Raw genomic sequence first — 24994 nt, 5'->3', positions numbered from 1 at the left:
CATGGTCATTTCCGGCATTCGCCTTCCCATGATGACGTCGCTGATCGTCTGGGCCGTGATCTGGGAGATTGCCGGCCATACTGACGCCGGCTTCATTCTGCCGCCGCTGTCGCGCATTATCTGGCGTGTCTTCGAGATCGTCCCGACCGCTTCGTTCCTCGACGCGCTCCAGATTACCGGCCGCGCCTTCTTGCTCGGCAATGCCATCGCGATCAGCATCGGCGTCCCGCTCGGGATCCTGATGGGCCGCTCGGTCATCGCCGACCGGCTGCTCCTGCCCTGGGTGAACCTCTTCCTCTCGGCACCGCTCAGCGCACTGGTCCCGGTGATCATGGTGCTGTTCGGGCTCGGCGAGACGACGATTGTCCTCGTCGTCGTGCTGTTCTCGATGTGGATCATCGTCCTCAACACCCGCGCCGGCATCCGCGCCATTTCGCCCTCGCTGGTCGAGATGGCCCGCAGCTTCGGCGCCAATGGCTGGCAGGCCTTCAGCCGGATCTATCTCTGGGCGGCGCTGCCCGAAATCCTGGCGGGCATCCGGCTGGGCATGATCCGCGCGGTCAAGGGGGTGGTCATCGGGCAGTTGCTCGTCTCCGTCGTCGGATTCGGCACGTTGTTCGAGATCTACCAGTCGCACTTCCTGATGGAGCACTTCTGGGCGCTGCTGCTCGTGCTCTTCAGCTTCGCCTTCACCCTCAACGAGTTGCTGGCCGGGCTCGAACGTCGGTTCGCCTATTACGCCGCCTCGCGCTGACCAATCCTCTTGCCAACGAAGGATCATGCAAGATGAACATCGCTACGCCTCAGAACCATGTCGTCCAGGCCCCGGCGCCGGTTTCGCTTTCCGTGCGCGGGACGCAAAGCCGCTTCCCGGTTCACCGCATCTATTGCGTCGGCCGCAACTACGCCGCCCATACGATCGAGATGGGCGGGGACCCGAACCGCGAGGCGCCCTTCTTCTTCCAGAAGAACCCCGACAACGTCGTCCTCGATGGCGGCGACTTCCCCTATCCGCCGCGCAGCAGCAATGTTCACCACGAAATCGAGATGATCGTTGCCCTCGCCAAGGGCGGCAAGGACATTCCCCTCGAAAGCGCGCTCGACCACGTCTACGGCTATGCCGTCGGCCTCGACATGACCCGGCGCGACCTGCAGGACGAGTGCAAGAAGGCGAGCCGGCCCTGGGAGATCGGCAAGGCCTTCGAGCATTCCGCGCCGATGGGCGAGATCGTTCCGGCGAGCACGATCGGCCATCCCGAGAACGGGGCGATCTGGCTCAAGGTCAACGGCGATATCCGCCAGCAGGGCGATCTCAACCACATGATCTGGAAGGTGCCGGAGATGATCTCCTATCTCTCCGGCCTGTTCGAGCTTCAGCCGGGCGACCTGATCATGTCGGGCACCCCCTCCGGCGTCGGTGCGATCGTGCGCGGCGATGTGATGGAAGGTCATATCGAGGGCATCGGCACGTTACACACCAAGGTGACCTGAGCGGCGCCGAATACGGCCGCTGCAGGCAGGCTCGCATTGGCAGTGCAGCGGAAGGAAGGTTTCCAGAAAAGGCGTCGACGGATGCTTGTCGCGAGTGCTCCGTCGGCACCTTCCTCAAACCCAGAAGTCTAGAGAATCAAGCGAGGGCGCTGAGTGTCGGCAGTTAGCCTACTTCGCCACTTGCAACGCGGGAGCCACCCACACAAGGCATTCCAAAAAAGCGCTCCAAGGCTGGCTCAAAGCTGCAACTAACGCCTTCCGCTTTGCCTCTGACGGCCCACCGGGGTCCCATGGCACGCGCGTTGCTAGCTCTCCCTCGATCCGCGCGAACCAACGCCGGGCCTCGAGGGGAGCACCGTCATGTCGTCCAAATCCATCACGCGCGCCGTCATGCTGGCGCTCGGTTTTTCAACCACGCTCGCGGGCGCCTCGCTGGCACAGGAAAAAGTGCTGCGCATTGGCATGACCGCCGCGGATATCCCGCGCACTCATGGCCAACCCGATCAGGGCTTTGAAGGCAACCGCTTCACCGGCATCCCGATGTATGACGGGTTGACCAACTGGGACCTGTCCTCGGCCGACAAGGCGAGCGTCGTCATTCCCGGCCTCGCCACGGAGTGGGCGGTCGACGCCGGCGACAAGACGAAATGGGTGTTCAAGCTGCGCCCGGGCGTGAAGTTCCAGGACGGCTCGGCCTTCGATGCCGCCGCCGTCGTCTGGAATGTCGACAAGGTGCTCAACAAAGAGGCGGCGCAGTTCGCCCCGGACCAGATCGGCGTCACCGTCTCGCGCATGCCGACCCTCAAGACGGCTAAGGTCGTCGACCCGCTGACCGTCGAGCTCACCACCTCGGAGCCCGACGCCTTCCTGCCGATAAACCTGACCAATCTCTACATGGCATCGCCTGCGCATTGGGCAGCCAAGCTCGCGGCGGTGCCGGCCTCGGTGACCGAGCCGGCCGAGCGCGCCAAGCAGGCCTGGGCCGCCTTCTCGGCTGATCCGTCCGGGACCGGCCCGTTCAAGGGCGTCAAGCTCTCGCCGCGCGAGCGCTTCGAGATGGTCGCCAACAAGAGCTATTGGGACCCCAAGCGGGTGCCGAAGATCGACCGCGTCGTGCTGCTGCCGCTGCCGGAGGCGAATGCCCGCACCGCGGCGCTGCTCTCCGGCCAGGTAGACTGGATCGAGGCGCCGTCGCCCGACGCGGTGCCGCAGATCAAGCAGCGCGGCTTCTCGATCTATACCAACGCCCAGCCGCATGTCTGGCCCTGGCAACTCTCCTTCGCCGAAGGCTCGGTCTGGCTCGACAAGAAGGTGCGCCACGCCGCCAATCTCTGCGTCAACCGCGACGAGCTGAAGACCCTGCTCGGCGGGTTGATGGAGGTGCCCAAGGGCACGGTGCCGCCCGGCCATCCCTGGTGGGGCAATCCGAAGTTCGAGATCAAATACGACCTCGACGCCGCCAAGAAGCTGATGACCGAAGCCGGCTTCTCGGCATCGAAGCCGGCGAAGGTGAAGGTGCTGACCTCGGCCTCGGGCTCGGGCCAGATGCAGCCTCTGCCGATGAACGAGTTCATGCAGCAGGCGCTGAAGGACTGCTATTTCGACGTCGCACTCGAGGTCGGCGAATGGAACGCCGTCTTCACCAACTGGCGCGAGGGCGCCAAGCACGCCAATGCGCGCGGCGCCAACGCGACCAACGTCACCTATGCGGCGATGGACCCGTTCTTCGCCATGGTCCGCTTCGTCTCGACCAAGACCTTCCCGCCGGTCTCCAACAACTGGGGCTATTTCGGCAATGACGAGTTCGACAAGCTGATCGCCGACGCCCGCACCTCCTTCGATGGCACCGCCCGCGACGCGGCGCTGGCCAAGCTCCATGCCCGCATCGTCGAGGAGGCTCCCTTCGTCTGGGTGGCGCATGATGTCGGCCCCCGCGCGCTCTCGGCCAAGGTCAAGGGCGTGGTCCAGCCCAAGAGCTGGTTCATCGACCTCGCGCCGATGTCGATGGAGTGACGACGGCGGTTTCCGCACTGAACCGAGCCCCTATCGTCATGGTCGGGCTTGTCCCGACCATCCACGTCTTCCTTCGCCAAGGGCGGCGTCCAAGACGTGGATGCTCGCCACAAGGGCGAGCATGACGGCAAGGGTTGGCGCCTCTGCACATGGCACGGCGCTTGCTGAGCCGATTTCAGAACACGTCCAGATCAAAGGTGGCCGATGATCCGTTCCGCTCTCGCCTTGTCGCTCGCCGCCGGCGTCGCGCTATTCGCGCAGCAGGTTTCCGCCCAGGGCATCCTGCGGATCGGAATGACGGCGTCCGACATCCCGCTGACCACCGGCCAGACCGACCAGGGCGGCGAGGGCCAGCGCTTCATGGGCTATACGGTCTATGACGCGCTGATCAACTGGGACCTCTCCAGCGCCGACAAGCCCTCCGATCTAAAGCCTGGCCTCGCCACCGCCTGGGCGGTCGATGCCGCCGACAAGACCAAATGGGTCTTCACTTTGCGCGAGGGCGTGAAGTTCCATGACGGCTCGGAGTTCACCGCCGAGGCCGTGGTCTGGAACCTCGACAAGCTGCTCAAGACCGACAGCCCGCAATTCGACCAGCGCCAGGCGGCGCAGGGGCGTTCGCGCATCCCGGCCGCCGCCGCCTACAGGGTGATCGACAAATACAAGGTCGAGGTCACCACCAAATCGCCCGACGCGACGCTGCCCTACCAGCTCGCCTGGATCCTCATGTCCTCCCCGGCGCAATGGGAGAAGCTCGGCAAGAGCTGGGAGGCCTTCGCCAAGACCCCGTCCGGCACCGGCCCCTGGCAGCTCACCGCCTTCCAGCCGCGCGAGCGGGCCGAGCTCTCGCCGTTCAAGGACTATTGGGACAAGGCGCGCGTGCCCAAGCTCGACAGGCTCGTGCTGCTGCCGCTGCCGGAGGCCAATGCCCGCGCCGCGGCGCTGCGCGGCGGGCAGGTCGACTGGATCGAGGCGCCGTCGCCGGACCTGATCCCTTCGTTGAAGGGCGCCGGTTTCAAGATCGTCACCAACGCCTATCCGCATAACTGGACCTGGCATCTGTCGCGGGCGGAAGGCTCGCCCTGGAACGACATCCGCGTGCGCAAGGCGGCCAATCTCGCCGTCGATCGCGAGGGGCTGAAAGAGCTGCTCGGTGGCATGATGATCCCGGCCGAGGGCTTCTATCCGCCCGGCCATCAATGGTTCGGCAACCCGAAATTCAAGCTCAGGCTCGACCAGGCCGAGGCCAAGAAGCTGCTCGCCGAGGCCGGCTACTCGCCGGCAAAGCCGCTGCAAACCCGCATCCTGATCGCGCCCTCGGGCTCGGGCCAGATGCAGCCGCTGCCGATGAACGAGTTCGTGCAGCAGAACCTCGCCGAGGTCGGCATCAAGGTCGATTTCGAGGTGGTCGAGTGGAACACGCTGATCAATATCTGGCGCGCCGGCGCCAATCATGAATCTTCGCGCAAGGCGACGGGGATGAACTACACCTACTTCATCCAGGACCCCTTCACCGGGCTGATCCGGCATCTGCAATGCGATCTCAAGCCGCCTGCCGGCACCAATTGGGGCCTCTATTGCGATCCGGAGATGGACGCGCTCTTCACGCAGATCCGCACCACCTTCGACCCGGCCGAGCAGTTGAAGACCCTGCAGAAGACGCATGAGAAATACGTCGACGACGCGCTCTTCCTGATGGTGACGCACGACGTCAACCCGCGGGCGCTCTCGCCCAAGGTCAAGGGGTTCGTCCAGGCCCAGAACTGGTTCCAGGACTTTTCGCCGATCTCGATGGACAAGTGAGGCGGCGATGAAAGCGCGGCGCCGGCCATGCTGATCTATCTCGCCAAGCGCGTCCTCTATGTGCTGCCGGTGGCGCTCGGCGTCAGCGTGTTCTGCTTCCTGCTCGTGCATATCGCGCCGGGCGACCCGCTGACCTCGGTGCTGCCGCCCGACGCCTCGCAGCAGATGCAGGACGAGCTGCGCAAGATCTACGGCTTCGACCGGCCACTGCCGGTGCAGTTCGGGCTCTGGCTGTGGAAGGCGCTGCAGGGCGATCTTGGCACCTCGATCGCAACTGGGCGGCCGGTTGCCGCCGAGGTCTGGCGCGCCGTCGGCAACACCTTGCTGATCGCCTGCCTCGCCACCGTGATCGGCTTCGTGCTCGGCTGCTTCTTCGGCTTCGTCGCCGGCTATTTCCGCGGCTCCTTCCTCGACAAGTTCGCCTCGACGCTGGCGGTGCTCGGCGTCAGCGTGCCGCATTACTGGCTCGGCATGGTGCTGGTCATCGTCTTCTCGGTGCAGCTCGGCTGGTTGCCGCCGGGCGGCGCCGGGCCGGGCGGCTCGGCAGCCTGGAAATGGGACTGGGAGCATGTCAGCCACATGATCCTACCGGCGGTCACCATGTCGGTGATCCCGATGGGCATCATCTCGCGCACGGTCAGGGCGCTGGTCGCCGACATCCTGAACCAGGAATTCGTCCCGGCCCTGCGGGCCAAGGGGCTGATGGATTTCGGCGTCTTCCGCCATGTCGTGAAGAACGCCGCGCCGACCGCACTCGCGGTGATGGGCCTGCAGCTCGGCTACCTGCTCGGCGGCTCGATCCTGATCGAGACGGTGTTCTCCTGGCCGGGTACCGGCTTCCTGCTCGGCAACGCCATCTTCCAGCGTGACCTGCCGCTGCTGCAGGGCACGATCCTGGTGCTGGCGATGTTCTTCGTCGGGCTCAACGTCTTGGTCGACATCGTCCAGGGCCTGCTCGACCCGCGCGTCAGGAGGCGCTGAGATGAGCGCGATCACCACAGGTGCGGTCCCGGTTGCGATCACGCAGCCGCTGCGCTCGCCGGGCTACTGGTCCGGCGTCTTCAGGCGCTTCAAGCGCGACAAGGTCGCGGTCGGCGCCGGCCTCGTCGTGCTGGCGATCATCCTGATGGCGATCTTCGCCGACTATATCGCGCCGGCCGACCCGACCCGCTCCTCGATGCTCCGGCGCCTGCGCCCAATCGGGACGCCGGGCTACCCGCTCGGCGCCGACGAGCTCGGCCGCGACATGCTCTCGCGCCTGATCCATGGCGCGCGGCTGTCCCTGTTCATGGGCGTCGTGCCGGTGTTCATCGCCTTCGCCGTCGGCTCAGTGATCGGCGTCTCGGCCGGCTTCTTCGGCGGCAAGTTCAACACCGTCACGATGCGCACCGTCGACATCTTCTACGCCTTCCCCTCGGTGCTGCTGGCGATCGCACTGTCGGGCGCGCTCGGTGCCGGTGTCTTCAACTCGCTGCTCTCGCTGACCATCGTGTTCATCCCGCCGATCGCGCGCATTGCCGAGAGCGTTACGACGCAGGTGCGCTCGATGGACTATGTCGAGGCGGCGCGTGCCTCGGGCGCGGGCTCCGGCACGATCATCCGCGTCCATGTCCTCGGCAATGTGCTCGGGCCGATCTTCGTCTATGCCACCAGCCTGATCTCGGTCTCGATGATCCTGGCCTCGGGTCTGTCCTTCCTCGGCCTGGGCACCAAGCCGCCGACCCCGGAATGGGGCTTGATGCTGAACACGCTGCGTACCGCGATCTATGTCCAGCCCTGGGTCGCGGCGCTGCCGGGCGTCGCGATCTTCATCACCTCGATCTCCTTCAACCTGTTGTCGGACGGGCTGCGCTCGGCCATGGACGTGAAAGGCTGACCCATGTCGCTCTCGCTCCACGCCGAGGACGGAATCGATCGCGGCGGCGCCGGCACCCCGCTGCTCGAGGCGCGCATGCTGACCAAGCATTTTCCGCTCGGGCGCGGCGCGGTGGTGCGGGCGGTCGACGGCGTCGATTTCCAGGTGCTGAAGGGCGAGACGCTCGGCGTCGTCGGCGAATCCGGCTGCGGCAAGTCGACCACCGCGCGCGTCGTCATGCAGCTGATCGCCCAGGACAAGGGCGAGATGCTGTTCGACGGCGAGGCCGTCGGCAGCAGCGCGCTCTCGCTCAAGGACTATCGCCGCCAGGCGCAGATGGTCTTCCAGGACTCGTTCGCCTCGCTCAACCCGCGGCTGACCATCGAGGATTCGATCGCCTTCGGTCCCACCGTGCATGGTGTCCCGAAATCCGGGGCGATCCTGCGGGCCCGCGACCTGCTCGCCCGCGTCGGGCTCGATCCGGCCCGGTTCGCGGCGCGCTACCCGCACGAACTCTCCGGCGGCCAGCGCCAGCGCGTCAACATCGCCCGCGCGCTGGCTCTGGGGCCGCGCCTCGTCATCCTCGACGAGGCCGTCTCGGCACTCGACAAGTCTGTCGAGGCGCAGGTGCTCAACCTGCTGATGGATCTGCGCGAGGAATTCGGGCTGACCTACATCTTCATCTCGCACGACCTCAACGTCGTCCGCTTCATCAGCGACCGCGTCATGGTGATGTATCTCGGCGAGGTCGTGGAGATCGGGCCGGTCGACGAGCTCTACGACGATCCGCGCCATCCCTATACGAAGGCGTTGCTGTCGGCGATGCCATCGATGGACCCGGACAACCGGACGATGGAGGCGCCTCTCGCCGGCGACCCGCCAAACCCGATCAACCCGCCCGAGGGCTGCCGCTTCCATCCACGCTGCCCGCAGGCGCAGACGGTCTGCTCCAAGGTCAAGCCGGCATTGACGCCGGTCGGCGCCGGCGAGCGGCTTGCCGCCTGCCACATGGAAATCCCCGGCTCCGGCCACAGCCGCGCCCCCGCGCTGGAGGATGCGGCATGAGCCCGCCTCTCGTCGCGATGGAAAACGTCACCGTGCGCTTCAAGGGCGCGCAGACGGTCCATGCGGTCAACGGCGTCTCGCTGACGCTGGAGCCCGGCAAGGTGCTCGGTATCCTCGGCGAATCCGGCTCCGGCAAGAGCGTGACGCTGAAGACGCTGCTCAGGCTGCTGCCGGAGAACCGGACCGATATCGGCGGCAAGGTCATGGTCGACGGCAAGGATGTGCTGGCGCTCGGGCCGCAGGAGCTCGCGGACTATCGCGGCGCCGTCACCTCGATGATCTTCCAGGATCCGGCTCTGGCGCTCGACCCGGTCTATACGGTCGGCGAGCAGATCGCCGAGGCGATCAGGCGGCATGAGAAGCTCTCGGCGAAGCAGGCGATGGCGCGCGCGCTCGAACTGCTCGAACTGGTGCGCATCCCCTCCCCCGAGCGCCGTCTGAAAGCCTATCCGCACGAGATGTCCGGTGGCATGCGCCAGCGCGCCATGATCGCGCTCGCGCTCGCGGCGCGCCCAAAGCTCCTGCTCGCCGACGAGCCGACGACAGCGCTCGACGCGACCGTGCAGATCCAGATCCTGCTGCTGCTGCGCCAACTCCAGCGCGATCTCGGCATGGGCGTGATCTTCGTCACCCACGACATCGGCGTCGCCGTCGAGGTCTCGGACCGTCTCGCCGTGATGTATGCCGGCCAGATCGTCGAGACCGGCACGGTGCGCGAGCTGCTGAGGGATCCGCGCCATCCCTATACGCGCGGCCTCCTCGCCGCCAACCTGCATGGCGCGAAGAAGGGAGAGCGGCTCGAAGCCATCCCCGGCGCGCCGCCGCCGCTGAACGAGGCGCCCTCCTCCTGCTCCTTCGCGCCGCGCTGCAAGCAGGCGGAGGACGCCTGCCGGACGGGCTTGCCGCCGGCAGTGGCGCTCGGCGAAGGCCGGCTCGTGCGCTGCACCCGCGTGGAGGCCGCGCTCGCTCCGGCCTGACCTCGCTCCCGCCGCAGTTGCGCGCGCCTTCGCGACAGGATGGCGCCTGCGTGCAAGCGCGATAAGCTGCCTGGATATGCAGAGAGGCTTGGCAACACAGGACGGCGTGATGTTTCTTTTCGACGGTCCCGAACAAGCCAAAGTGACCATTCTGCTGGCTCACGGAGCCGGAGCCCCGATGGACTCGCCATCCATGACGGCGGCCGCCAAGGCTCTGGGCGGAGCGGGCTTTCTCGTCGCGCGGTTCGAGTTCGACTATATGGCGGGCAGGCGGACGGACGGGCGCCGTGCGCCGCCGCCACGCGCCGAAAAACTGAACCCGCAATACCTCGCCGCCATCGACGCACTCGACAGCAAGGGACCCCTCATCATCGGCGGCAAGTCGATGGGCGGCCGCGTGGCGAGCATGGTTGCCGACGAGCTCCTCGCGGCGGGCCAGATCCATGGTCTTCTATGCCTCGGCTACCCCTTTCATCCACCCGGCAAGCCGGAGCAGCTGAGAACAGCTCACCTAGCCGGTCTGAAGACACCGACGCTTATTGCGCAGGGGACGCGGGACGAATTCGGCACCCGGGAGGATGTATCAGCCTACGCGCTGTCTCCGCTGATCGAGCTTTTATGGCTCGAGGATGGCGATCACGACCTGAAGCCCCGAAAAAGCATCTCCGGCTTTTCGGCAACTGACCATCTCAAGACCATGGCTGAAGCGGTTTCGACCTGGGCTGAGCGCGTGACGAGCCCGGGGGGCTAAGCACAATCAGCGCATTCAACGTTTACCGGTTCTGATCGATGGGCGGTGGATGTCTGCTTGCTGGTCGGGACTGAATGTCCGGTGGCGCCAAACAGAACTGCGAACCCGCTGGCTGGACAGCATACTCAGTTGAAATCGAGGTACAGGTCCAGATCTCGTCGAGACGAGCTTCCGCCGTGTTGTGGCACCTCGCCCTCTCAACGTTGGTCTGGAATATCCGCAGCCTACAGGCGGTCTGGTTTGTTTCGATCTTCTTGGAGATCGGCGGCGGGCGCAGCTAAGCGGCGGGCGGGAGCTGGCCTATGGTGGCCCGCTCGATCAGCCTGACACCGATATTCACGCGCAGGATGCTGGCCTCGGGGTCGGCGATACGGCGCATCAGGGATTGCACGCCGAGTCGTCCGAGCTCGCCCCGGTCGATCCGGATCGTGGTCAAAGGCGGCCGGCTATGGGTCGCGATCGAGATGTCGTCGATTCCGATGATGGAGATGTCGTCGGGAACCCTGACGCCTTCGCTCTGCAATCCCTGCATCACGCTGAGCGCGACCACGTCGGTCGCGCAGAAGAACGCGGTCACGCCATCGAGGCGCCCGTCCTGCAGGGCCTGCCTGATCGCACGCTGCGCCTGGGGCAGCTCGACCCGCATCTGCAGCAGGTCGATCAGGTGCATGTCGGGATCGAAGTCGATCCCGGCCTCCTCCAGCGCCATCTTGAAGCCCTCAAGACGGCGTTGCATCGACAGGCGATGCCGCGAGGCCACATGCACGATGCGCCGGTGGCCGGCCGCCAGCAGCCGGCGCGTCGCCAGCCAGCCGGCGCTCCAATTGTCGGGCAGCACGCAATCGAGCCGCATCGTGCGGTCCATGCCGTTGACCAGCACCGCCGGCAGTTTCGAGGCGACGAGCCTGTCGATGACGACGGGGTCGTCCATGCCGACGGCCATGACCGCCCTTGGCCGGGCACCGAGCAACTCGTCCAGCTCCGCGACGACCCTGCCATCGGCATGTGAGGTCAGCCGGACATCGAGCTTCAGCGAGTTCGCCACAGCTTCCGCAATGACACTCTGGACGACGCCCTCGTAGAACTGCGAGTTCGAATAAGCCTCCGCCGGAATGACGAGCACCGCGCCATCGACGCCAGCCTTCTGCAGCGAGCGGGCGCTGCGATTGCCCTGATAGCCCAGTTGCTCCGCCAGACCGAGAATCCGACGGCGGCTCTCGTCGCTGACGCCACCGCGATTGTTCAGCACCTTGGAGACGGACGCGACCGAGACTCCCGCGGCATCGGCGATGTCGCGCAGCGTCGGCGCCAGGGTCTCGTCTTCACTCATCCGGACCACTTCTGCACACCGCTCCCACACAGGGAGAGACAGGAATTGGAACGCCGCTTTACGACCAGAAGAACTGGTCGTGACCAAGCGAGCGCATCAACGCCTCCATAAAGTAATAATCACCATAGGGAAGCATCGTATCGGCATAGCCGGCCCTGACATGCGAGGCACCGTGGGCGAGGAGCCCAAGCGCCTTTGGATCGCGGGTCAGATCGCAGTGATCGAGCAGGCCGGCGAGCAGCCGGTCGCCCAGTGCGCGCCAGCGCGCCGCCTCCTCAGGCTCGGATTGATCCGCCAGCAGATAGACGCCCGCCGCCATGATCGCGGCGGCCGAACTGTCGCGATGCGTCCCGCGCTGGTCCGGCGCGCCGAAATCCCAGGCCGGCACGGCATCCCCTTCCATCAGCGCCTCGGCCTTGGTCGCCAGCCGCCGGGCCGCGTCGGCATAGGCCGGATTGCCCGTTGTCACGGCCGACTGCGCGAAGCCATGGACCAGCCAGGCCTGCCCGCGCGACCAGCAGGACGCGTCGGCATAGCCCTGATGGGTCTCGCCGCGCAGCGGCTTGCCGCTGGCGATGTCAAAGACGAAGGTGTGGAAGGAGGTGTCGTCGGGCCGGACGATATGTTCGAGCGTGGTCTGTGCATGTGCGTCGGCCGCCTCGCGGAAGTCCGCCCGGCCGGTCTCGCGATGGGCCCAGTAGAGCAGCGCGAGATTCTGCATCGTGTCCGCGATGATCCGGCCATTGGCGAATTCGGCCTGCATGCGCTGGGAATGAACCTGCCTGGCGTTCCAGGCCTGGATGTAGCGCCCGTCGGGCCGGTAGCGGGCGACCAGCTGCCTTGCCGCGGCGAGCGCCATCTCATGCGCCTCGTCGTCTCCCGTCATCAGCCATTCGGCCACGCAGCTCAGCGAAAACTGGAAGCCGAGATCGTGGTTCTGCGCGTTCTGATAGGCAAGGATGCCGCGGAACACCGCCCGCCGCGCCCGAGCCGCGTTGAGGAACACGGGATCTCCCGTCAACTGCAGCGCCAGCCAGAGCTGTCCAGCCTGGAAGCTGACCACCCAGTCATACGGTCCGCAATAGACCCAGCTGTTGCCGGGCAGGCCGATCTTCGGATTGCGCAGGCCGATCACCGGCATGGTCTGACGCAACTTGGCGACGCAGCGCTCCAGCGCCTCCTGGTGAGGCCGCGTGTCGCGCCTCGCGGCGGCGGCAGCCTCAACCGTTGAGAAATAGGTGCTTCGCTCGATGCGCATCGCTCGTCTCCCGTGGACAAGCAGTTTTCGCATCAACAAATTAATTTCGTCAATAACGAAAATTTCTATTGAAGCAGATATTTTTCTTTCCTATCGTTTGACAACACCGAGAGGCCCTGGGGAGGAGCCGATGCCCAACGCCGCAGCTGCGAGTGCGCGCGCCGTCCAACGGGACGACCTCGCCGGCTACGGCTTTCTGCTGCCGTGGCTGCTCGGCTTCCTGCTGCTGACGCTCGGGCCGGTCGCCGCGTCCTTCTACCTATCGCTGACCGACTATAGCGGCCTGTCAGCGCCGAACTGGGTCGGCATCGAGAACTACACCCGGATCGCCACCGACGACCCGCGTTTCGTCACGGCGCTGACGGTGACCTTCACCTTCGTGCTGCTGTCGGTGCCGCTCAAGCTGATCTTCGCCCTCGGCGTGGCGGTTGCCCTGAACAAGGGCCTGACTGGGCTCTCCTTCTTCCGGGCGGTGTTCTACCTGCCCTCGCTGATCGGGGGCAGCGTCGCGATCGCCGTGCTCTGGCGTCAGGTCTTCGCCGGCGACGGGCTGCTCAATCAGGCCCTGCACGCGCTGTTCGGCTATGAAGGGCCAAGCTGGATCGCGAACCCGTCGACCTCGCTCTACACGCTCGTCCTGCTGGCGGTATGGCAGTTCGGCTCGTCGATGATCATCTTCCTCGCGGGCTTACGCCAAATCCCGCAGGACATCTACGAGGCGGCCAGCATTGACGGCGCCCAACCCGTCCGGCAATTCTTCAAGATCACCCTGCCTTTGCTGACGCCGGTGATCTTCTTCAATGCCGTCATCCAGACGATCGACGCGTTCAAGGCCTTCACCTCGGCCTTTGTGATTAGCGACGGCACCGGCGGCCCGATCGACTCGACGCTGTTCTACACCCTCTATCTCTACCAGGAAGCGTTCACGAACTTCCGCTTCGGTTACGCTTCGGCGCTGGCCTGGATCCTGGTGCTGATCATCGCGGCCTTCACCGCGCTTTCGTTCCTGTCGGCGCGCTACTGGGTACACTACGATGACTGAAGTGGTCCGGGCTCCCGCCATCGCGTTTCCGGCGGCGCTGAGCCGGGCCGACAGCGCTTCGCCCTGGCGGCGCGCCTTCGCCTATGCGCTGCTGCTCGCCGTGACCTTCGTGCTGCTCTATCCGCTGCTCTGGATGGTGGCGAGTTCGCTGAGGCCGGACTCCGAGATCTTCCATTCGACCTCGCTGATCCCGCAGGCTCCGACCTTCGACGCCTATCGCCGCGGCTGGAATGGTTTGAGCGTCGGCTTCAGCCAACTCTTCCTCAACTCGCTGCTGATCTCGATGCTGGTCGTCATCGGCAACGTGATGTCCTGCGCGATGGCGGCCTATGCCTTCACGCGGCTGCGTTTCCGGGGCCGGGGCTTCTGGTTCGCCATGATGCTGGGCACGCTGATGCTGCCCCAGCATGCTGTGCTGATCCCGCAATACATCATGTTCCTGAAGCTCGGCTGGGTGAACACCATCCTGCCGCTGACGATCCCGAAATTCCTCGCTGTCGACGCCTTCTTCGTCTTCCTGATGGTGCAGTTCTTCCGCGGCATCCCGCGTGAGCTCGACGAGGCGGCGGTCATGGACGGCTGCGGGCCGCTGCGCATCTTCCTGAAGGTCATCCTGCCGCTGTCGACGCCGGTTCTGGCGACCGCCGCGGTATTCTCTTTCATCTGGACCTGGGACGATTTCTTCGCGCCGCTGATCTACCTGAACGACATCGAGAAATACACGGCCCAGCTCGGTCTGCGCACCTTCGTCGACTCGGCCGGGCAATCGGACTGGGGCGCGCTCTTCGCCATGTCGACGCTCACCGTCCTGCCGATCTTCATCCTGTTCCTGATGTTCCAGCGCCTCCTGATCGAGGGCATCGCCACGACTGGCATGAAACGATGACCCGCCCCCTTTGCCCCACCGGACGACAGCCGAGATGACAACGCTATCGCTCACGCAGGTTCAGAAGCGCTTCGGCGCCGTCGAGGTCATCCGTGGCGTCGATCTGTCGATCACGAGCGGCGAGTTTGTCGTCTTCGTCGGCCCCTCCGGCTGCGGCAAGTCGACCCTGCTCAGGATGATCGCCGGCCTCGAGCCGATCTCCGGCGGCGAATTGTCGATCGGCGGCATCAGGATGAACGACACCGCGGCATCGCAGCGCGGCATCGCCATGGTCTTCCAGTCCTATGCGCTCTATCCGCATATGAGCGTCTACAAGAACATGTCGTTCGGCCTCGAGACGGCACGAATGGCGAAGGCCGAGATCGACAGGCGCGTGCGCAAGGCCGCCGAGATCCTGCAGATCACCCCGCTGCTCGAGCGCAAGCCACGGCAGCTCTCGGGCGGCCAGCGCCAGCGCGTCGCCATTGGCCGCGCCATCGTGCGAGACCCGAAGGTCTTCCTGTTCGACGAGCCGCTGTCCAATCTCGATGCCGAGCTGCGCGTCCAGACCCGGGTCGAGATCGCCAAGCTTCATGCCGATATCGGCGCGACCATGATCTACGTCACGCATGACCAGGTCGAGGCGATGACGCTGGCCGACCGGATCGTGGTGCTGCGGGCCGGCATCGTCGAGCAGCATGGCACGCCGCTCGACATCTACAACAAGCCGGCCAACCGCTTCGTCGCCGGCTTCATCGGCTCGCCGAAGATGAATTTTCTCGATGTCACCGCTGCGAACGGCGGTGGCGATGCCGCCACGATCGGCCTCGGCGCCAGCCGGTTCAGCTTGCCGACCCAGCGCGGGATCGATGGCAGCGAGCCGCTGACGCTCGGAGTCCGGCCGGAACATGTGATCACCGGTGGCATTGCCGAGATCGACCTCGGCACGCTCGCCATCGTCCATGTCGAACAGCTCGGCGGCCAGACCATCGCCTATGGCCGCCTGCCCGACGGCCAAGCTCTCAATGTGGTGCTCGAAGGCCAGCGCCGGATCAGCGCTGGCGACAGCCTGCCGGTCGGCGCCATGGCGGGAGGCTGCCATCTCTTTGGAAGCGACGGACTGCGCCTGAACAGCTGAAACCGGAATCAACGACGACAACAACGATATACGGGGAGGAGAGAGACATGCTCAGCAGACGTGACACCCTGCGCGGTGGTCTGGCGCTCGGCGCCACCGCCCTCGCACCAGCCGCCGGCTTCAACGCCCTGGCCGCTGAGACGGTCATGCGGCTCTACTGGTGGGGCACGCCCACCCGCACGGAGCGGACGCTTGGCGCCGCCCGGCTGTTCGAGGCGGCCAATGCCGGCGTCAAGATCAATGGCGAGGTCGGCGGCGCCGACTACTGGTCGAAGCTGACGACCATGATCGCCGGCGGCAATGCGCCCGACATCTACCAGCTCGAGCCCGGCCGCTTCCCCGATTACAGCCGCCGGGGCGCCACCCGGCCGCTGGACGAATACCTCGGCAAGATCATCCGGACCGACCGGCTCTCGCCCGGCGTGCTGGCGCTCGGCACGGTCGACGGCAAGGTCACCGGCATGCCCCTGTCGCTCAACGCCTTCGCGCTGCTCTATCATGCCGAGCCGTTCAAGGAGACCGGCATCGCGCCGCCCACAGCCACGACGACCTGGGACCAGTTCGCCAAGCTCTGCGTCGACCTGACCAAGGCGATGGGCAAGAAGAACGTATGGGCCGTCGGCAACTGCTCGCGCTATATGCAGACCTTCCAGTCCTGGCTCCTCCAGCGCGGCAAGCTGATCTTCACGGCAGAAGGCCGGCCGGGCTTCGACGCCAAGGACGGCGCCGAGTGGTTCGCCTATTGGGACGCACTCGCCAAGGCAGGCGGCTGCGCCAATGCCGAAGTCCAGGCTCTCGACAAGGCCAATGTCGACAGCAACCAGATGGCGCGCGGAAACGCCGTCATGACGCTGTCCTACTCCAATCTCCTGGCGGCCTATCAGGCGGTCGCCAAAGCACCGCTCGATATCACGTCGCTACCGATCCAGAGCGCATCCACACCGTCCGGCCTGTTCTACCGGCCGGGTCTGCACTGGTCGATCGCGAGCACCGCCAAGTCGCCCGAACTGGCCGCCCGCTTCATCGACTTCTTCGTCAACGACGTCGAAGCCGGTAAGGTGCTTGGGGTTGAGCGCGGCGCCCCGGTCAATCTCGATGTCATGGCGGCTATCGCGCCGACGATCGACCCGCTGGAGCGCAAGGTCCTCGACTACCTCAAGGCGATCGAGGGGCGGGTCGTCCCCTATCCGCCGCCTTATCCGCTCGGCACCTCCGAGTTCGACGAGCGTTCTTTCCGGTCGATTGCCGACAAGGTCGCGTTCGGACAGCTCAGCCCGACCAAGGCCGGCGAGCAGCTGCTCGCCGACGCCTTGCGCATCATCAAGCCGTAGCGCGGCGCATGACCATCGCGGAGCGCAGTCCGGCGCTCCGCTTCGAGAGAAACGCTGGACGGCGCCAGGCGACCATGAGCGATACCATCTACCCGGAAGGGCTCTTCCGCCCCTGGTCCGGCAATCCGCTGCGCAGTCGCGCCGATGTCGAAATGGCGCTGCGCGCCCTGGCGGAGCCGGTCGAGCGCTACCGTTCCGCCGGCGGAGCGCGCTTGCGCCTCTCGGCCACCGCCGCTCATTTCGACCAGGCGCCGGCGGATATGGAAGGCTATGCGCGCCTGCTCTGGGGCCTGGCTCCGGCCCAGGCGGGAGGCGCCGACTGGATCGACTGGGGTCCGATCGCGCGGGGCCTCGCCAATGGCTGCGATCCCGACCATCCGGAATTCTGGGGCTGGCCGGGCCAGGTCGACCAGCGACTGGTCGAACTGGCCGCGATCGGCTTCGCCCTGCGCCTGGTGCCCGACAAGCTCTGGGAGCCTCTCGACGCCCGGGCGAGGGCGCAGGTCACCGACTATCTCCGGCGCGGCCACGGTTGCGACTTCGCCGACAACAACTGGAAGTTCTTCCGGTTGATGATCGGCATGGCGCTGGGCAGCGTCGGCGCCGACTACGACCGCTCGCTCGACGAGCGCTACGCCGAGGAGATCGAAGCGTTCTATCTCGGCGACGGCTGGTACAGCGACGGCAATGTCCGGCGCGCCGACCACTACGTCCCGTTCGCCTTTCACTTCTACGGCCCGCTGCTCGCCGCCCTGCAGGGAGGCAGCCGCGCCGACGCCTATCGCGAGCGCGCCCGGCTGATCGCGCCCGACATCGCGCGCTGGTTCGCCGATGACGGTCCGGCGCTCGCCTTCGGGCGCTCGATGACCTACCGCTTCGCCATCGCCGGCTTCTGGGGGGCGCTCGCGCTGATCGGCGAGGAGGCGCTGCCCTGGGGCCAGATCAAGGGCTTCTACCTGCGCAATCTGCGCTGGTGGGCGCAGCGCCCCATGGCCGAGCGCGACGGCATCCTGCCCGTCGGCTATGGCTATCCCGACCTGCTCATGTGCGAGAGCTACAACTCGCCGCAGTCACCCTACTGGGCCTTCAAGGCCTTCCTGCCGCTCGCCCTGCCGGAGGAGCATCCGTTCTGGGCGGCAAAGGAAGAGGCCTGCCCGCCACGCCCGGCCCCCGCGGTGCTGCGTCATGCCGGCATGGTGGTGGCCAATCCCCCAGGAGATGCCGTCGCGCTGGTCTGCGGCCAGCAGACCGAGCCGACCAATCGCTGGGGTCGCCTCGGCGCGCAGAAATACGCGAAGTTCGCCTATTCCGCGCGCTATGGTTTCAGCGTCGAGAGCGATCCCCTCCGCTTGTCAGAAGCCGTCCTCGACAACATGATCGGCTTCAGCACCGACGGCCAGCATTACCGCTTCCGCGAATACAACGAGGAGGTGCTGCTCGCCGGCGACCTGCTGTTCGCGCGCTGGCGCCCCTACGCCGATGTCACGGTCGAGAGCTGGCTGTACTGGCAGGACGACCACCATGTCCGGGTGCATCGCATCACGACGCCACGCCGGCTCATGACGGTCGAAGGCGGCTTCGCAATCCCGCGTCCACCAGGACCTGTCGAGGGGCACCGCGCGGAGCCCGGAGAAGCCATCATCCGGACGCCGGCGGATCTGTCAGCGCTGTTCGATCTCTCGCCGAGCCTCCGACGCGACGGCAAGGCCCAGATCGCGCCGCCCAACACCAACCTGGTCGCAGCGAAGACGCTGGTCCCGCAGCTGGTCGGAGAGCTGCCGGTGGGAGGGGCGGTCCTGGCCTGCGCCGTGATGGCCGGCCCGCGCTCGGCGGAGCTCGACGTTTCGGTCCAGGCGATCCGGCGGACACCGCCGGACCTGGCCGCACTCAAGGACAGGATCGCGCAGTTCGGCCGGTCGATCAGCCTGATGCGGCGCCCGGGCTGAGCGATGCGGAAGGCCCGAGACCACCGACAGTTGCTGCGAGGGTCTGCTCCTGGCCCATTCCTGACATCAGGAAGGTCCGCTCCGGGACAGCCCGATTGGCGGTGCCGCAGATGGGGCGAAGCTTAGCCTATCTCGAACCTTTTGGTGCGCTCTGAGACAATCGGCAGTGTAACCCGAACAACTCGGAAACCCCGGCTTGCCACGTCAGGGGACTCCGCTTCTCTGTTGTTTTTTCGCCAAGCGGAATTGCCATATATGTTCTGCAGATGTCGCAGTTGGAGCGATCGACTAGCCAAGTCGAGTTGCTTTTCACGCCGATTAGGACGGCTCCAGCGCTAGCAGTAGGCGCTCCATCGAATGATCGGCGTCGATCTCTCGATCCATCAGTCGAACTCCTTGCGGAACTTCTCGCTGACGGTCTGCTCCGTGCCGAAGCGCCCGATCGAGAAGGGCTCCAGCGGCGTCTGTGTCGCCCCGTCCATGATCATCTCGCTGAGGCAGAGCCCGACGCCGGGGCCGATCTGGAAACCGTGGCCGCAGAAGCCGAAGGCATGGAACAGCCCGGCGGTCGTCTCGCTCGGCCCGATCACCGGGATCATGTCGGGCAGATAGGCCTCGATGCCGGACCAGACACGGATGACATGACACTGCGAGAGCATCGGCGCGACACGCGCCAGCGCCCTCATCGCCGCAAGCGTCTTGGCGGGAGGGACCGGCGCCCGGTTTCCCACGGGATCTGCCGCCGTGCGCGGATAGCCGGCCAGGATGATGTTGCCGCGCGGAATCTGACGGAAGATCACCGAGCCGTCGATCGCCTGAACCGACGGGCCGATCAGATAGGGAAACGGCTCCGTCACGAACTGGGGTGGGCCGGCCGGGAAGACCGGCGCAGTCTCGCCGAAACGTTCGGCGATCTTGAGCGCCCAGGCCCCGGCGCAGTTGACGAGCGCGCCGCAGCTCAACGTTTCTCCGTCGGCAAGCGCCAGCGCAAAACCGTCGCCCAAGCGATCCACGGCGGTGACAGGCGTGTTCTCGCGGATGACGGCTCCGTGCCTTGCGGCGGCCCGCGCAATGGCTGGAGTAGCGAGGCGCGGATTGGCGGTGGCGTCGCGTGCGGAGAAGGTCGCAGCGACGGCGCGCTCGCCAAGCCAGGGCCAGCGCCGTTTGAGATCGACGGGGCCAAGACGCTCGATCGCGAGCCCATGGGATTCGGAGACTTCGGCATAGCCCTCGAGCTTGGCGTGCTCCTCCTGGTCATAAGCGAGATAGAGATGGCCGGTCTGCTCGAACTCGCAATCCTCCCCGATCAGCGCGTCGAAATCCTCCCAGAGCGCCTGGGAGCGCAGGGACAGCGGATACTGGCCGGGAAAGCGGCCCTGGAGACGCAGGTTCCCGAAGTTGACGCCGCTCGACTGCGCGCCGACTACGCCTTTTTCGAGCACGGTGACGCTCTGCCCGCGTCGAGCGAGGAAGAAGGCGGTCCAGGCGCCGATCAGCCCGCCGCCGACGATCGCAACACCACAGGTGCGGACGCTCATGCCGGCTCCCCGGCTGCGGAGAGTGCGATCGGCTTGACCGGGGCCTGGCCGCGCAGCCGCCCGGCGCTGGCGCCGTCTTGCCCGGCCGCGACGATCTCCTGCAAGGCGGGGCCGCAAACCCGGCCCTGGCAGCGTCCCATCCCGCAGCGCGTCATGGCCTTGACCCGGTTGACCTCGATCGGGCCGAGCTCCTTGGCCATCGCCGTGCGGACCTCGCCGATCGTCACGTTCTCGCAGCGGCACAGCATGACGGAATCGGACAAGGCAGCGATCTGCGCCGTCGGCCAGGAAAAAGCACGCGCCAGGCCGCGCTGGAACGCGCGCAAGCGCTCGACCTGCCGTGCCAACCGCCTCACGGCCGCGATATCCTGCGGCTGGCCGAGATCGGCGAGGATCGCGCGGGCGGCGAGCGCGCCGCTCGCCTCGGCCGCGTCGGCACCGCCGATCCGCACGCCATCCCCGGCGAGATAGAGGCCGGGCCGGGCCCGCCCGAGGCCATCGATCTTCGGCAGATGCAGCCTGAAATCCGGATCATAGGCGAATTCGGCCTGCGCCAGATCGGCGAGCTGCGTTTCCGGCTTCAAGCCGTAACCGAGCGCGACCGCATCGCAGGCGAAGCGGCGTTCGCGGCCCTGCGCATCGCGCAAGAGCAGAGCCTCGACGCGGCCCACTCCCTCGACGGCAACGGGTGTCACGCCATGCATCATCTGCGTCCCGGCACGCAGCGACGCGCCCATGTAGAGGATGCCACGCAGCAGCGTGCGCGGGGCTCGCAGCAGCGCCGGCAGCGCGGCGGCCTTGGCGGCGAATGGCGTCGTATCGGCGATCACCGCGATGTCCGCCCCCATGTCGCGGTACTGCTTCGCGGCCAGCGCCAAGAGAGGCGACGAACCGAGGAAGGCGACGCGGCTTCCGATCAGGCAGCCCTGATCCTTCAGCACGACCTGCGCTCCGCCGAGGGTGAACACGCCGGGCAAGGTCCAACCAGGCAAGGGCGCCACCCGGTCCATCGCACCACTGGCGATCAACAGCCTGTCGAAGGCAAGCGTCTCGGCCCGTCCGCCCTGCTGCAGATGCAACTGGTTGCCGTCGATGGCCCAGACCAATGTCCGCGGGCGATAGTCGATCTTCGGCCGCAGCATCTCGAAGCGACGATGCAAGGCCGCATATTTCTCGGCCTCCGAGCCCATCAGCCGGTTCATGTCGAGCGCGAGATCGTCGGCCGGCCGACGATAGCCCTGGCCGCCTGCCCGTACGCCCTCATCGACCAGAACGGGCCTCAGCCCCTTCGCGCACAACACCTCAGCGGCGCTGATGCCGGCTGGCCCGGCTCCGACGATGACGATCTCAGCCATCTGCACTGCCCAATGGCTGCGGCTCGGCGAACAGGATCATTCCGTCGGCGACCTCAGTGGTGCAGGCCCTGATCCGGCCGCCTTCCGCGCTCCAGACCCAGCAATCCTGGCAGGCGCCCATCAAGCAGAAGCCGGCCCGCGGCTCACTGCCGAACTCCAGCCGGCGGATCAGGGCGCCGCTCTCCAACAGCGCCGCAAGGACGCTGTCGCCGGTTGTCGCCCGGATGGCCGCGCCCTCGAAGCTGAGCGTCACCGGTTGCCCTGCGCGGACAGCCACGCGGCGGAACTGGGCCCTCGGAGCGTCCATGTGGATCTCAAAGTTATTTCAATGCGATAATAATTCTCGAATATTGATAAAACAGCAGAAGGCGCTGTCAAGCGCCCGCTTGCGGTTCAGACGCGCGAGATCGCGTGCGCGGTGGCGATGACGAGAGAGGAAAAGCGCGAGACGACCTCGGCATGGCTGAAGCGCGAGGTCGAGGTCGCGATGTTCACGGCGGCCTCCGGACGCCCGTGATGATCGACGATCACGGCGGCGATCGAGGCATCGCCGAGATAGACCTCCTCGAAGGCGGTGGCGTAGCCCTGCGCTGCGGACTGACGCAGTTTCTCGCGCAATGCATCGCGCTGCCAGGTCGTCGAGGGCGTGTGCGCCTTGAGGTCGGAAGCGTCGATGATCGCCATCGCCTCTTCTTCAGGCAAGCGCGACAGCATGGCGATGCCGGGCGCGGTGCAATAGGCCGGCATCCGTGTGCCGATGATGACGTCGGTGTTCAGCACATGGCGGCTGAGGAAGCGCGAGACGAAGATGATCTCCGGTCCCTCGCGCACGGTGAGATTGACCGTCTCCTCCGTCTCCTTGCTCAGATGCATGAGGTAGGGCATCGCCCGGTCGAGCAGGCGGCTGCTGCGCACGAAGTGGTAGCCGAGATCGAGCGTCTTCGCGGTCAGTTCGAAGCGCTTGGTTTGCGCGTCCTTGCGCAGATAGCCGAGCTTGGTGAGCGTGTGGGTGAAGCGCTGCGCGGCGCTGACGTCCATCCCCGTCTCGGAGGCGACTTGAGACAGGTTGAGCGTCTGATGCTGGCGGCCGAAGGCCGAGAGCACCCGGAACGCCTTCTCGACCGAATTGACCATGAGCGCATCGTCCTTGCGCACGGCCTCGTCGCCTGCCGTGGCTGCTCGCTTGCGGCCGTTCTGTGTCGCTTCGGGCATCGTCATCGGGGCCTGTTCTCCTGGCTCGATCAATGGCTGCGGCCAACGGCCTTGACAAGGTGAGCCTTTCGCGCAGAATATTCAATAGAAGTTATCGTATTGTAATAAAAACTCATCGGAGAGCGGTATGAAGGATTCTGTTCTGGTCGAGGTGCGCGGCGCGGTAGGCATCCTGACCCTCAACCGCCCGCAGATCCTCAATGCCTGGAATGCGCCGATGCGGTCCCGTCTCGTCGAGGGCCTCGACGAGCTCGAAGCGAACGAGGCCGTGCGGGCCATCATCCTGACAGGCGCCGGCGAGCGCGCCTTCGGAGCCGGCCAGGACCTCAACGAGACCAAGACCTTCGATCCCGACCGCGCCGAATTGTGGATGGGCGAATGGGAGCGGCTCTACGACCGGCTCCGCTCGCTTTCGAAGCCGATCATCGCCGCCTTGAACGGTGTCGCCGCCGGCTCGGCCTTCCAGGTTGCGCTGCTCTGCGACCTGCGCATCGGCCATGACGGCGTCACCATGGGCCAGCCGGAGATCAATTCCGGCATCGCCTCGGTGACCGGCCCCTGGATCATGCGCGAGATGATCGGGATCGCCCGCACCATCGACCTGACCCTGACCGGGCGGATGATGGACGCCGACGAATGCTTCCGGATCGGCCTGATCAACCGGATCGTGCCGAAGCAGAAGGTGATGGAGGCGACCTTGGCGCTGGCCGAGGAATTGGCCGGAAAGCCGCCCGTCGCCATGCGCCTCAACAAGGCCCGCTTCCGGGAGGTCACGGAGGAGAGCTTCCGCGAGTGCCTCAGGGCCGGCATCCGCAATCAGCGCGAGGCCTACGGCACCGGCGAGCCGGCGCGGATGATGGAGCAGTTCCTGGCCGTTCGCGCCGCGCGCAAAAGCGCCTGACGATCTGATCACCCATGGGGAAATGCGGAAAACCGCTTGAAAGGGGAGAAGACGATGACGACCGAAACGACAAAGCCGACGCGACGCACCCTGCTGCAACTGGCCGGCGGCGCAGCCGCTGGCGCCCTCGCAGCGCCCTATCTCACCGGGGCCGCACGAGCCGCGACCCAGATCACGGTCGCCGATCCCGGCGGCCCGTTCGGCCCGGCCTTCCGCAAGGCCTTCTACGATCCCTTCGAGAAGGCGACCGGCAACAAGGTCGTCAACGTCGCCCGCGAAGCGGAGCCGACCGCCCAGTTCAAGGCGATGGTCGAGACCAAGTCCTACACCTGGGACGTCTGCACGCTGACGCTCTCGGCCCGCGACATCCTGAAGGCGCAGGGGCTGCTCGATCCGATCGGTTTCGCGCATGCTGACGTACCGAAATTGATGCCGCAGGCGATCTCGCCGGAGTTCATGGGCACGGACGTCTATTCGACGATCTTCGCCTACCGCACCGACCGGGTGAAGAACGCCCCGGCGAGCTGGGCCGATTTCTTCAATGTCGAGAAGTTCCCGGGCCGGCGCGCGCTGCGCAAGAACCCGATCGACACGATCGAACAGGCGCTGCTCGCCGACGGCGTGCCGCTCGACAAGCTCTATCCGCTCGACATCGACCGCGCCTTCAAGGTTCTCGACAAGATCAAGCCGCATGTCGCGGTTTGGTGGACCGGCGGCGCGCAGTCGACCCAGCTCCTGCAGAGCGGCGAAGTCGACATGCTGCCGGGCTGGAACGCGCGCCTGCAGGCGGCAATCGACGGCGGCACGCCCGCCAAGATCGTCTGGAACCAGGGCCTCTACTCGATCGAGGGCTGGGGCCTGCCGAAGGGCGGACCGAAGGCGGATGTCGCCCGCCAGTTCATTCGTTTCTGCTCGGACCCGAAAGCGCAGGCCGCCTTCACTGAAGCCCTCGCCTATGGCCCGACAAATCTCGACGCCTACCAGACTATTTCCCCCGAACGCGCCAAGGTGCTGCCGACCTCGCCGGAGAACCTGAAGCAGATGGCGATCGCCAACGAGGATTGGTGGAGCGCCAATCGCTCGAAGGTCACCGAGCGCTTCAACTCCTGGCTCCTGACCTGAG

Annotated in this window: 22 protein-coding genes; 16 read left to right on the top strand and 6 right to left on the bottom strand. The window is 66.1% G+C overall.

The window, feature by feature from the left end; genetic code table 11:
- Position 1 precedes the first annotated feature (1 nt).
- The 9 genes from BLM15_RS22180 to BLM15_RS22140 all read left to right on the top strand — a co-directional run bounded on the left by BLM15_RS22180 (position 2) and on the right by BLM15_RS22140 (position 9955).
- On the top strand, positions 2-754 hold the full coding sequence (locus BLM15_RS22180; protein WP_126114789.1) for an ABC transporter permease: 753 nt from the start codon (positions 2-4) through the stop codon (positions 752-754).
- Between the two features lie 32 nt (positions 755-786).
- Positions 787-1491 (top strand): fumarylacetoacetate hydrolase family protein, encoded by a 705-nt coding sequence (locus tag BLM15_RS22175; RefSeq protein ID WP_126114788.1) that lies wholly within the window; start codon positions 787-789, stop codon positions 1489-1491.
- A 360-nt stretch (positions 1492-1851) separates the two neighbouring features.
- The gene (locus BLM15_RS22170; protein WP_126114787.1) at positions 1852-3504 is read left to right on the top strand and encodes an ABC transporter substrate-binding protein; all 1653 of its coding nucleotides are present in this window, start codon (positions 1852-1854) and stop codon (positions 3502-3504) included.
- Between the two features lie 204 nt (positions 3505-3708).
- The gene (locus BLM15_RS22165) at positions 3709-5307 is read left to right on the top strand and encodes an ABC transporter substrate-binding protein (protein WP_126114786.1); all 1599 of its coding nucleotides are present in this window, start codon (positions 3709-3711) and stop codon (positions 5305-5307) included.
- A gap of 27 nt (positions 5308-5334) precedes the next feature.
- A complete protein-coding gene (locus BLM15_RS22160; protein ID WP_126114785.1) occupies positions 5335-6288 on the top strand; it encodes an ABC transporter permease in 954 nt (317 codons plus the stop codon).
- Position 6289: 1 nt separating this feature from the next.
- A complete protein-coding gene (locus BLM15_RS22155) occupies positions 6290-7183 on the top strand; it encodes an ABC transporter permease (protein WP_126114784.1) in 894 nt (297 codons plus the stop codon).
- 3 nt (positions 7184-7186) lie between these two features.
- Positions 7187-8227: an ABC transporter ATP-binding protein gene (locus BLM15_RS22150; protein ID WP_206438554.1), complete on the top strand. Its 1041-nt coding sequence runs from the start codon at positions 7187-7189 to the stop codon at positions 8225-8227.
- A complete protein-coding gene (locus tag BLM15_RS22145) occupies positions 8224-9204 on the top strand; it encodes an ABC transporter ATP-binding protein (protein ID WP_126114783.1) in 981 nt (326 codons plus the stop codon). The genes BLM15_RS22150 and BLM15_RS22145 overlap by 4 nt, the downstream gene beginning before the upstream one ends.
- A gap of 109 nt (positions 9205-9313) precedes the next feature.
- Positions 9314-9955 carry an alpha/beta hydrolase family protein gene (locus BLM15_RS22140; protein ID WP_126114782.1) on the top strand — a complete coding sequence of 214 codons (642 nt, stop codon included), beginning with the start codon at positions 9314-9316 and terminating at the stop codon, positions 9953-9955.
- 277 nt (positions 9956-10232) lie between these two features.
- Here BLM15_RS22140 and BLM15_RS22135 read toward each other — a convergent pair whose 3' ends face one another.
- Positions 10233-11285: a LacI family DNA-binding transcriptional regulator gene (locus tag BLM15_RS22135; RefSeq protein ID WP_126114781.1), complete on the bottom strand. Its 1053-nt coding sequence runs from the start codon at positions 11283-11285 to the stop codon at positions 10233-10235.
- A 58-nt stretch (positions 11286-11343) separates the two neighbouring features.
- Positions 11344-12543: a YyaL domain-containing protein gene (locus tag BLM15_RS22130; protein WP_164547603.1), complete on the bottom strand. Its 1200-nt coding sequence runs from the start codon at positions 12541-12543 to the stop codon at positions 11344-11346.
- Positions 12544-12673: 130 nt separating this feature from the next.
- On the opposite strand from BLM15_RS22130, the gene BLM15_RS22125 reads away from it, so the two are divergent.
- The 5 genes from BLM15_RS22125 to BLM15_RS22105 all read left to right on the top strand — a co-directional run bounded on the left by BLM15_RS22125 (position 12674) and on the right by BLM15_RS22105 (position 18865).
- Positions 12674-13585, top strand: a complete 912-nt coding sequence (locus BLM15_RS22125) for a carbohydrate ABC transporter permease (protein ID WP_126114779.1) — start codon at positions 12674-12676, stop codon at positions 13583-13585.
- Between the two features lie 133 nt (positions 13586-13718).
- Positions 13719-14471: a carbohydrate ABC transporter permease gene (locus tag BLM15_RS22120; RefSeq protein ID WP_236846792.1), complete on the top strand. Its 753-nt coding sequence runs from the start codon at positions 13719-13721 to the stop codon at positions 14469-14471.
- Between the two features lie 34 nt (positions 14472-14505).
- Positions 14506-15588, top strand: a complete 1083-nt coding sequence (locus tag BLM15_RS22115; RefSeq protein WP_126114777.1) for an ABC transporter ATP-binding protein — start codon at positions 14506-14508, stop codon at positions 15586-15588.
- 47 nt (positions 15589-15635) lie between these two features.
- Positions 15636-16919, top strand: a complete 1284-nt coding sequence (locus tag BLM15_RS22110; RefSeq protein ID WP_126114776.1) for an ABC transporter substrate-binding protein — start codon at positions 15636-15638, stop codon at positions 16917-16919.
- A gap of 74 nt (positions 16920-16993) precedes the next feature.
- A complete protein-coding gene (locus BLM15_RS22105; protein WP_126114775.1) occupies positions 16994-18865 on the top strand; it encodes a DUF2264 domain-containing protein in 1872 nt (623 codons plus the stop codon).
- Between the two features lie 383 nt (positions 18866-19248).
- On the opposite strand, the gene BLM15_RS22100 is transcribed toward BLM15_RS22105, so the two are convergent.
- The 4 genes from BLM15_RS22100 to BLM15_RS22085 form a co-directional block, all read right to left on the bottom strand.
- Complete coding sequence (locus BLM15_RS22100) at positions 19249-20403, bottom strand: NAD(P)/FAD-dependent oxidoreductase (RefSeq protein WP_126114774.1); 1155 nt, start codon at positions 20401-20403, stop codon at positions 19249-19251.
- Positions 20400-21758: an NAD(P)/FAD-dependent oxidoreductase gene (locus BLM15_RS22095; RefSeq protein ID WP_126114773.1), complete on the bottom strand. Its 1359-nt coding sequence runs from the start codon at positions 21756-21758 to the stop codon at positions 20400-20402. The genes BLM15_RS22100 and BLM15_RS22095 overlap by 4 nt, the downstream gene beginning before the upstream one ends.
- The gene (locus BLM15_RS22090; RefSeq protein WP_126114772.1) at positions 21751-22065 is read right to left on the bottom strand and encodes a (2Fe-2S)-binding protein; all 315 of its coding nucleotides are present in this window, start codon (positions 22063-22065) and stop codon (positions 21751-21753) included. The genes BLM15_RS22095 and BLM15_RS22090 overlap by 8 nt, the downstream gene beginning before the upstream one ends.
- 86 nt (positions 22066-22151) lie before the next feature.
- Positions 22152-22976, bottom strand: a complete 825-nt coding sequence (locus BLM15_RS22085; protein ID WP_236846379.1) for an IclR family transcriptional regulator — start codon at positions 22974-22976, stop codon at positions 22152-22154.
- A 121-nt stretch (positions 22977-23097) separates the two neighbouring features.
- Between BLM15_RS22085 and BLM15_RS22080 the strand changes: the two genes are divergently transcribed.
- The gene (locus BLM15_RS22080; RefSeq protein WP_126114771.1) at positions 23098-23871 is read left to right on the top strand and encodes an enoyl-CoA hydratase/isomerase family protein; all 774 of its coding nucleotides are present in this window, start codon (positions 23098-23100) and stop codon (positions 23869-23871) included.
- Between the two features lie 54 nt (positions 23872-23925).
- Positions 23926-24993 (top strand): ABC transporter substrate-binding protein, encoded by a 1068-nt coding sequence (locus tag BLM15_RS22075; RefSeq protein WP_126114770.1) that lies wholly within the window; start codon positions 23926-23928, stop codon positions 24991-24993.
- Position 24994: the final 1 nt, after the last annotated feature.

Source organism: Bosea sp. Tri-49 (genome assembly GCF_003952665.1).
Taxonomy (GTDB): Bacteria; Pseudomonadota; Alphaproteobacteria; order Rhizobiales; family Beijerinckiaceae; genus Allobosea.
This window is presented reverse-complemented; position numbering and strand designations above follow the sequence as displayed.

Excerpts from the sequence above, each read along its gene's own strand:
- BLM15_RS22180 (WP_126114789.1), top strand. The coding sequence starts at position 2 with ATGGTCATTTCCGGCATTCGCCTTCCCATGATGACGTCGCTGATCGTC.
- BLM15_RS22175 (WP_126114788.1), top strand. The coding sequence starts at position 787 with ATGAACATCGCTACGCCTCAGAACCATGTCGTCCAGGCCCCGGCGCCG.
- BLM15_RS22170 (WP_126114787.1), top strand. The coding sequence starts at position 1,852 with ATGTCGTCCAAATCCATCACGCGCGCCGTCATGCTGGCGCTCGGTTTT.
- BLM15_RS22165 (WP_126114786.1), top strand. The coding sequence starts at position 3,709 with ATGATCCGTTCCGCTCTCGCCTTGTCGCTCGCCGCCGGCGTCGCGCTA.
- BLM15_RS22160 (WP_126114785.1), top strand. The coding sequence starts at position 5,335 with ATGCTGATCTATCTCGCCAAGCGCGTCCTCTATGTGCTGCCGGTGGCG.
- BLM15_RS22155 (WP_126114784.1), top strand. The coding sequence starts at position 6,290 with ATGAGCGCGATCACCACAGGTGCGGTCCCGGTTGCGATCACGCAGCCG.
- BLM15_RS22150 (WP_206438554.1), top strand. The coding sequence starts at position 7,187 with ATGTCGCTCTCGCTCCACGCCGAGGACGGAATCGATCGCGGCGGCGCC.
- BLM15_RS22145 (WP_126114783.1), top strand. The coding sequence starts at position 8,224 with ATGAGCCCGCCTCTCGTCGCGATGGAAAACGTCACCGTGCGCTTCAAG.
- BLM15_RS22140 (WP_126114782.1), top strand. The coding sequence starts at position 9,314 with ATGTTTCTTTTCGACGGTCCCGAACAAGCCAAAGTGACCATTCTGCTG.
- BLM15_RS22135 (WP_126114781.1), bottom strand. The coding sequence starts at position 11,285 with ATGAGTGAAGACGAGACCCTGGCGCCGACGCTGCGCGACATCGCCGAT.
- BLM15_RS22130 (WP_164547603.1), bottom strand. The coding sequence starts at position 12,543 with ATGCGCATCGAGCGAAGCACCTATTTCTCAACGGTTGAGGCTGCCGCC.
- BLM15_RS22125 (WP_126114779.1), top strand. The coding sequence starts at position 12,674 with ATGCCCAACGCCGCAGCTGCGAGTGCGCGCGCCGTCCAACGGGACGAC.
- BLM15_RS22120 (WP_236846792.1), top strand. The coding sequence starts at position 13,719 with ATGGTGGCGAGTTCGCTGAGGCCGGACTCCGAGATCTTCCATTCGACC.
- BLM15_RS22115 (WP_126114777.1), top strand. The coding sequence starts at position 14,506 with ATGACAACGCTATCGCTCACGCAGGTTCAGAAGCGCTTCGGCGCCGTC.
- BLM15_RS22110 (WP_126114776.1), top strand. The coding sequence starts at position 15,636 with ATGCTCAGCAGACGTGACACCCTGCGCGGTGGTCTGGCGCTCGGCGCC.
- BLM15_RS22105 (WP_126114775.1), top strand. The coding sequence starts at position 16,994 with ATGAGCGATACCATCTACCCGGAAGGGCTCTTCCGCCCCTGGTCCGGC.
- BLM15_RS22100 (WP_126114774.1), bottom strand. The coding sequence starts at position 20,403 with ATGAGCGTCCGCACCTGTGGTGTTGCGATCGTCGGCGGCGGGCTGATC.
- BLM15_RS22095 (WP_126114773.1), bottom strand. The coding sequence starts at position 21,758 with ATGGCTGAGATCGTCATCGTCGGAGCCGGGCCAGCCGGCATCAGCGCC.
- BLM15_RS22090 (WP_126114772.1), bottom strand. The coding sequence starts at position 22,065 with ATGGACGCTCCGAGGGCCCAGTTCCGCCGCGTGGCTGTCCGCGCAGGG.
- BLM15_RS22085 (WP_236846379.1), bottom strand. The coding sequence starts at position 22,976 with ATGACGATGCCCGAAGCGACACAGAACGGCCGCAAGCGAGCAGCCACG.
- BLM15_RS22080 (WP_126114771.1), top strand. The coding sequence starts at position 23,098 with ATGAAGGATTCTGTTCTGGTCGAGGTGCGCGGCGCGGTAGGCATCCTG.
- BLM15_RS22075 (WP_126114770.1), top strand. The coding sequence starts at position 23,926 with ATGACGACCGAAACGACAAAGCCGACGCGACGCACCCTGCTGCAACTG.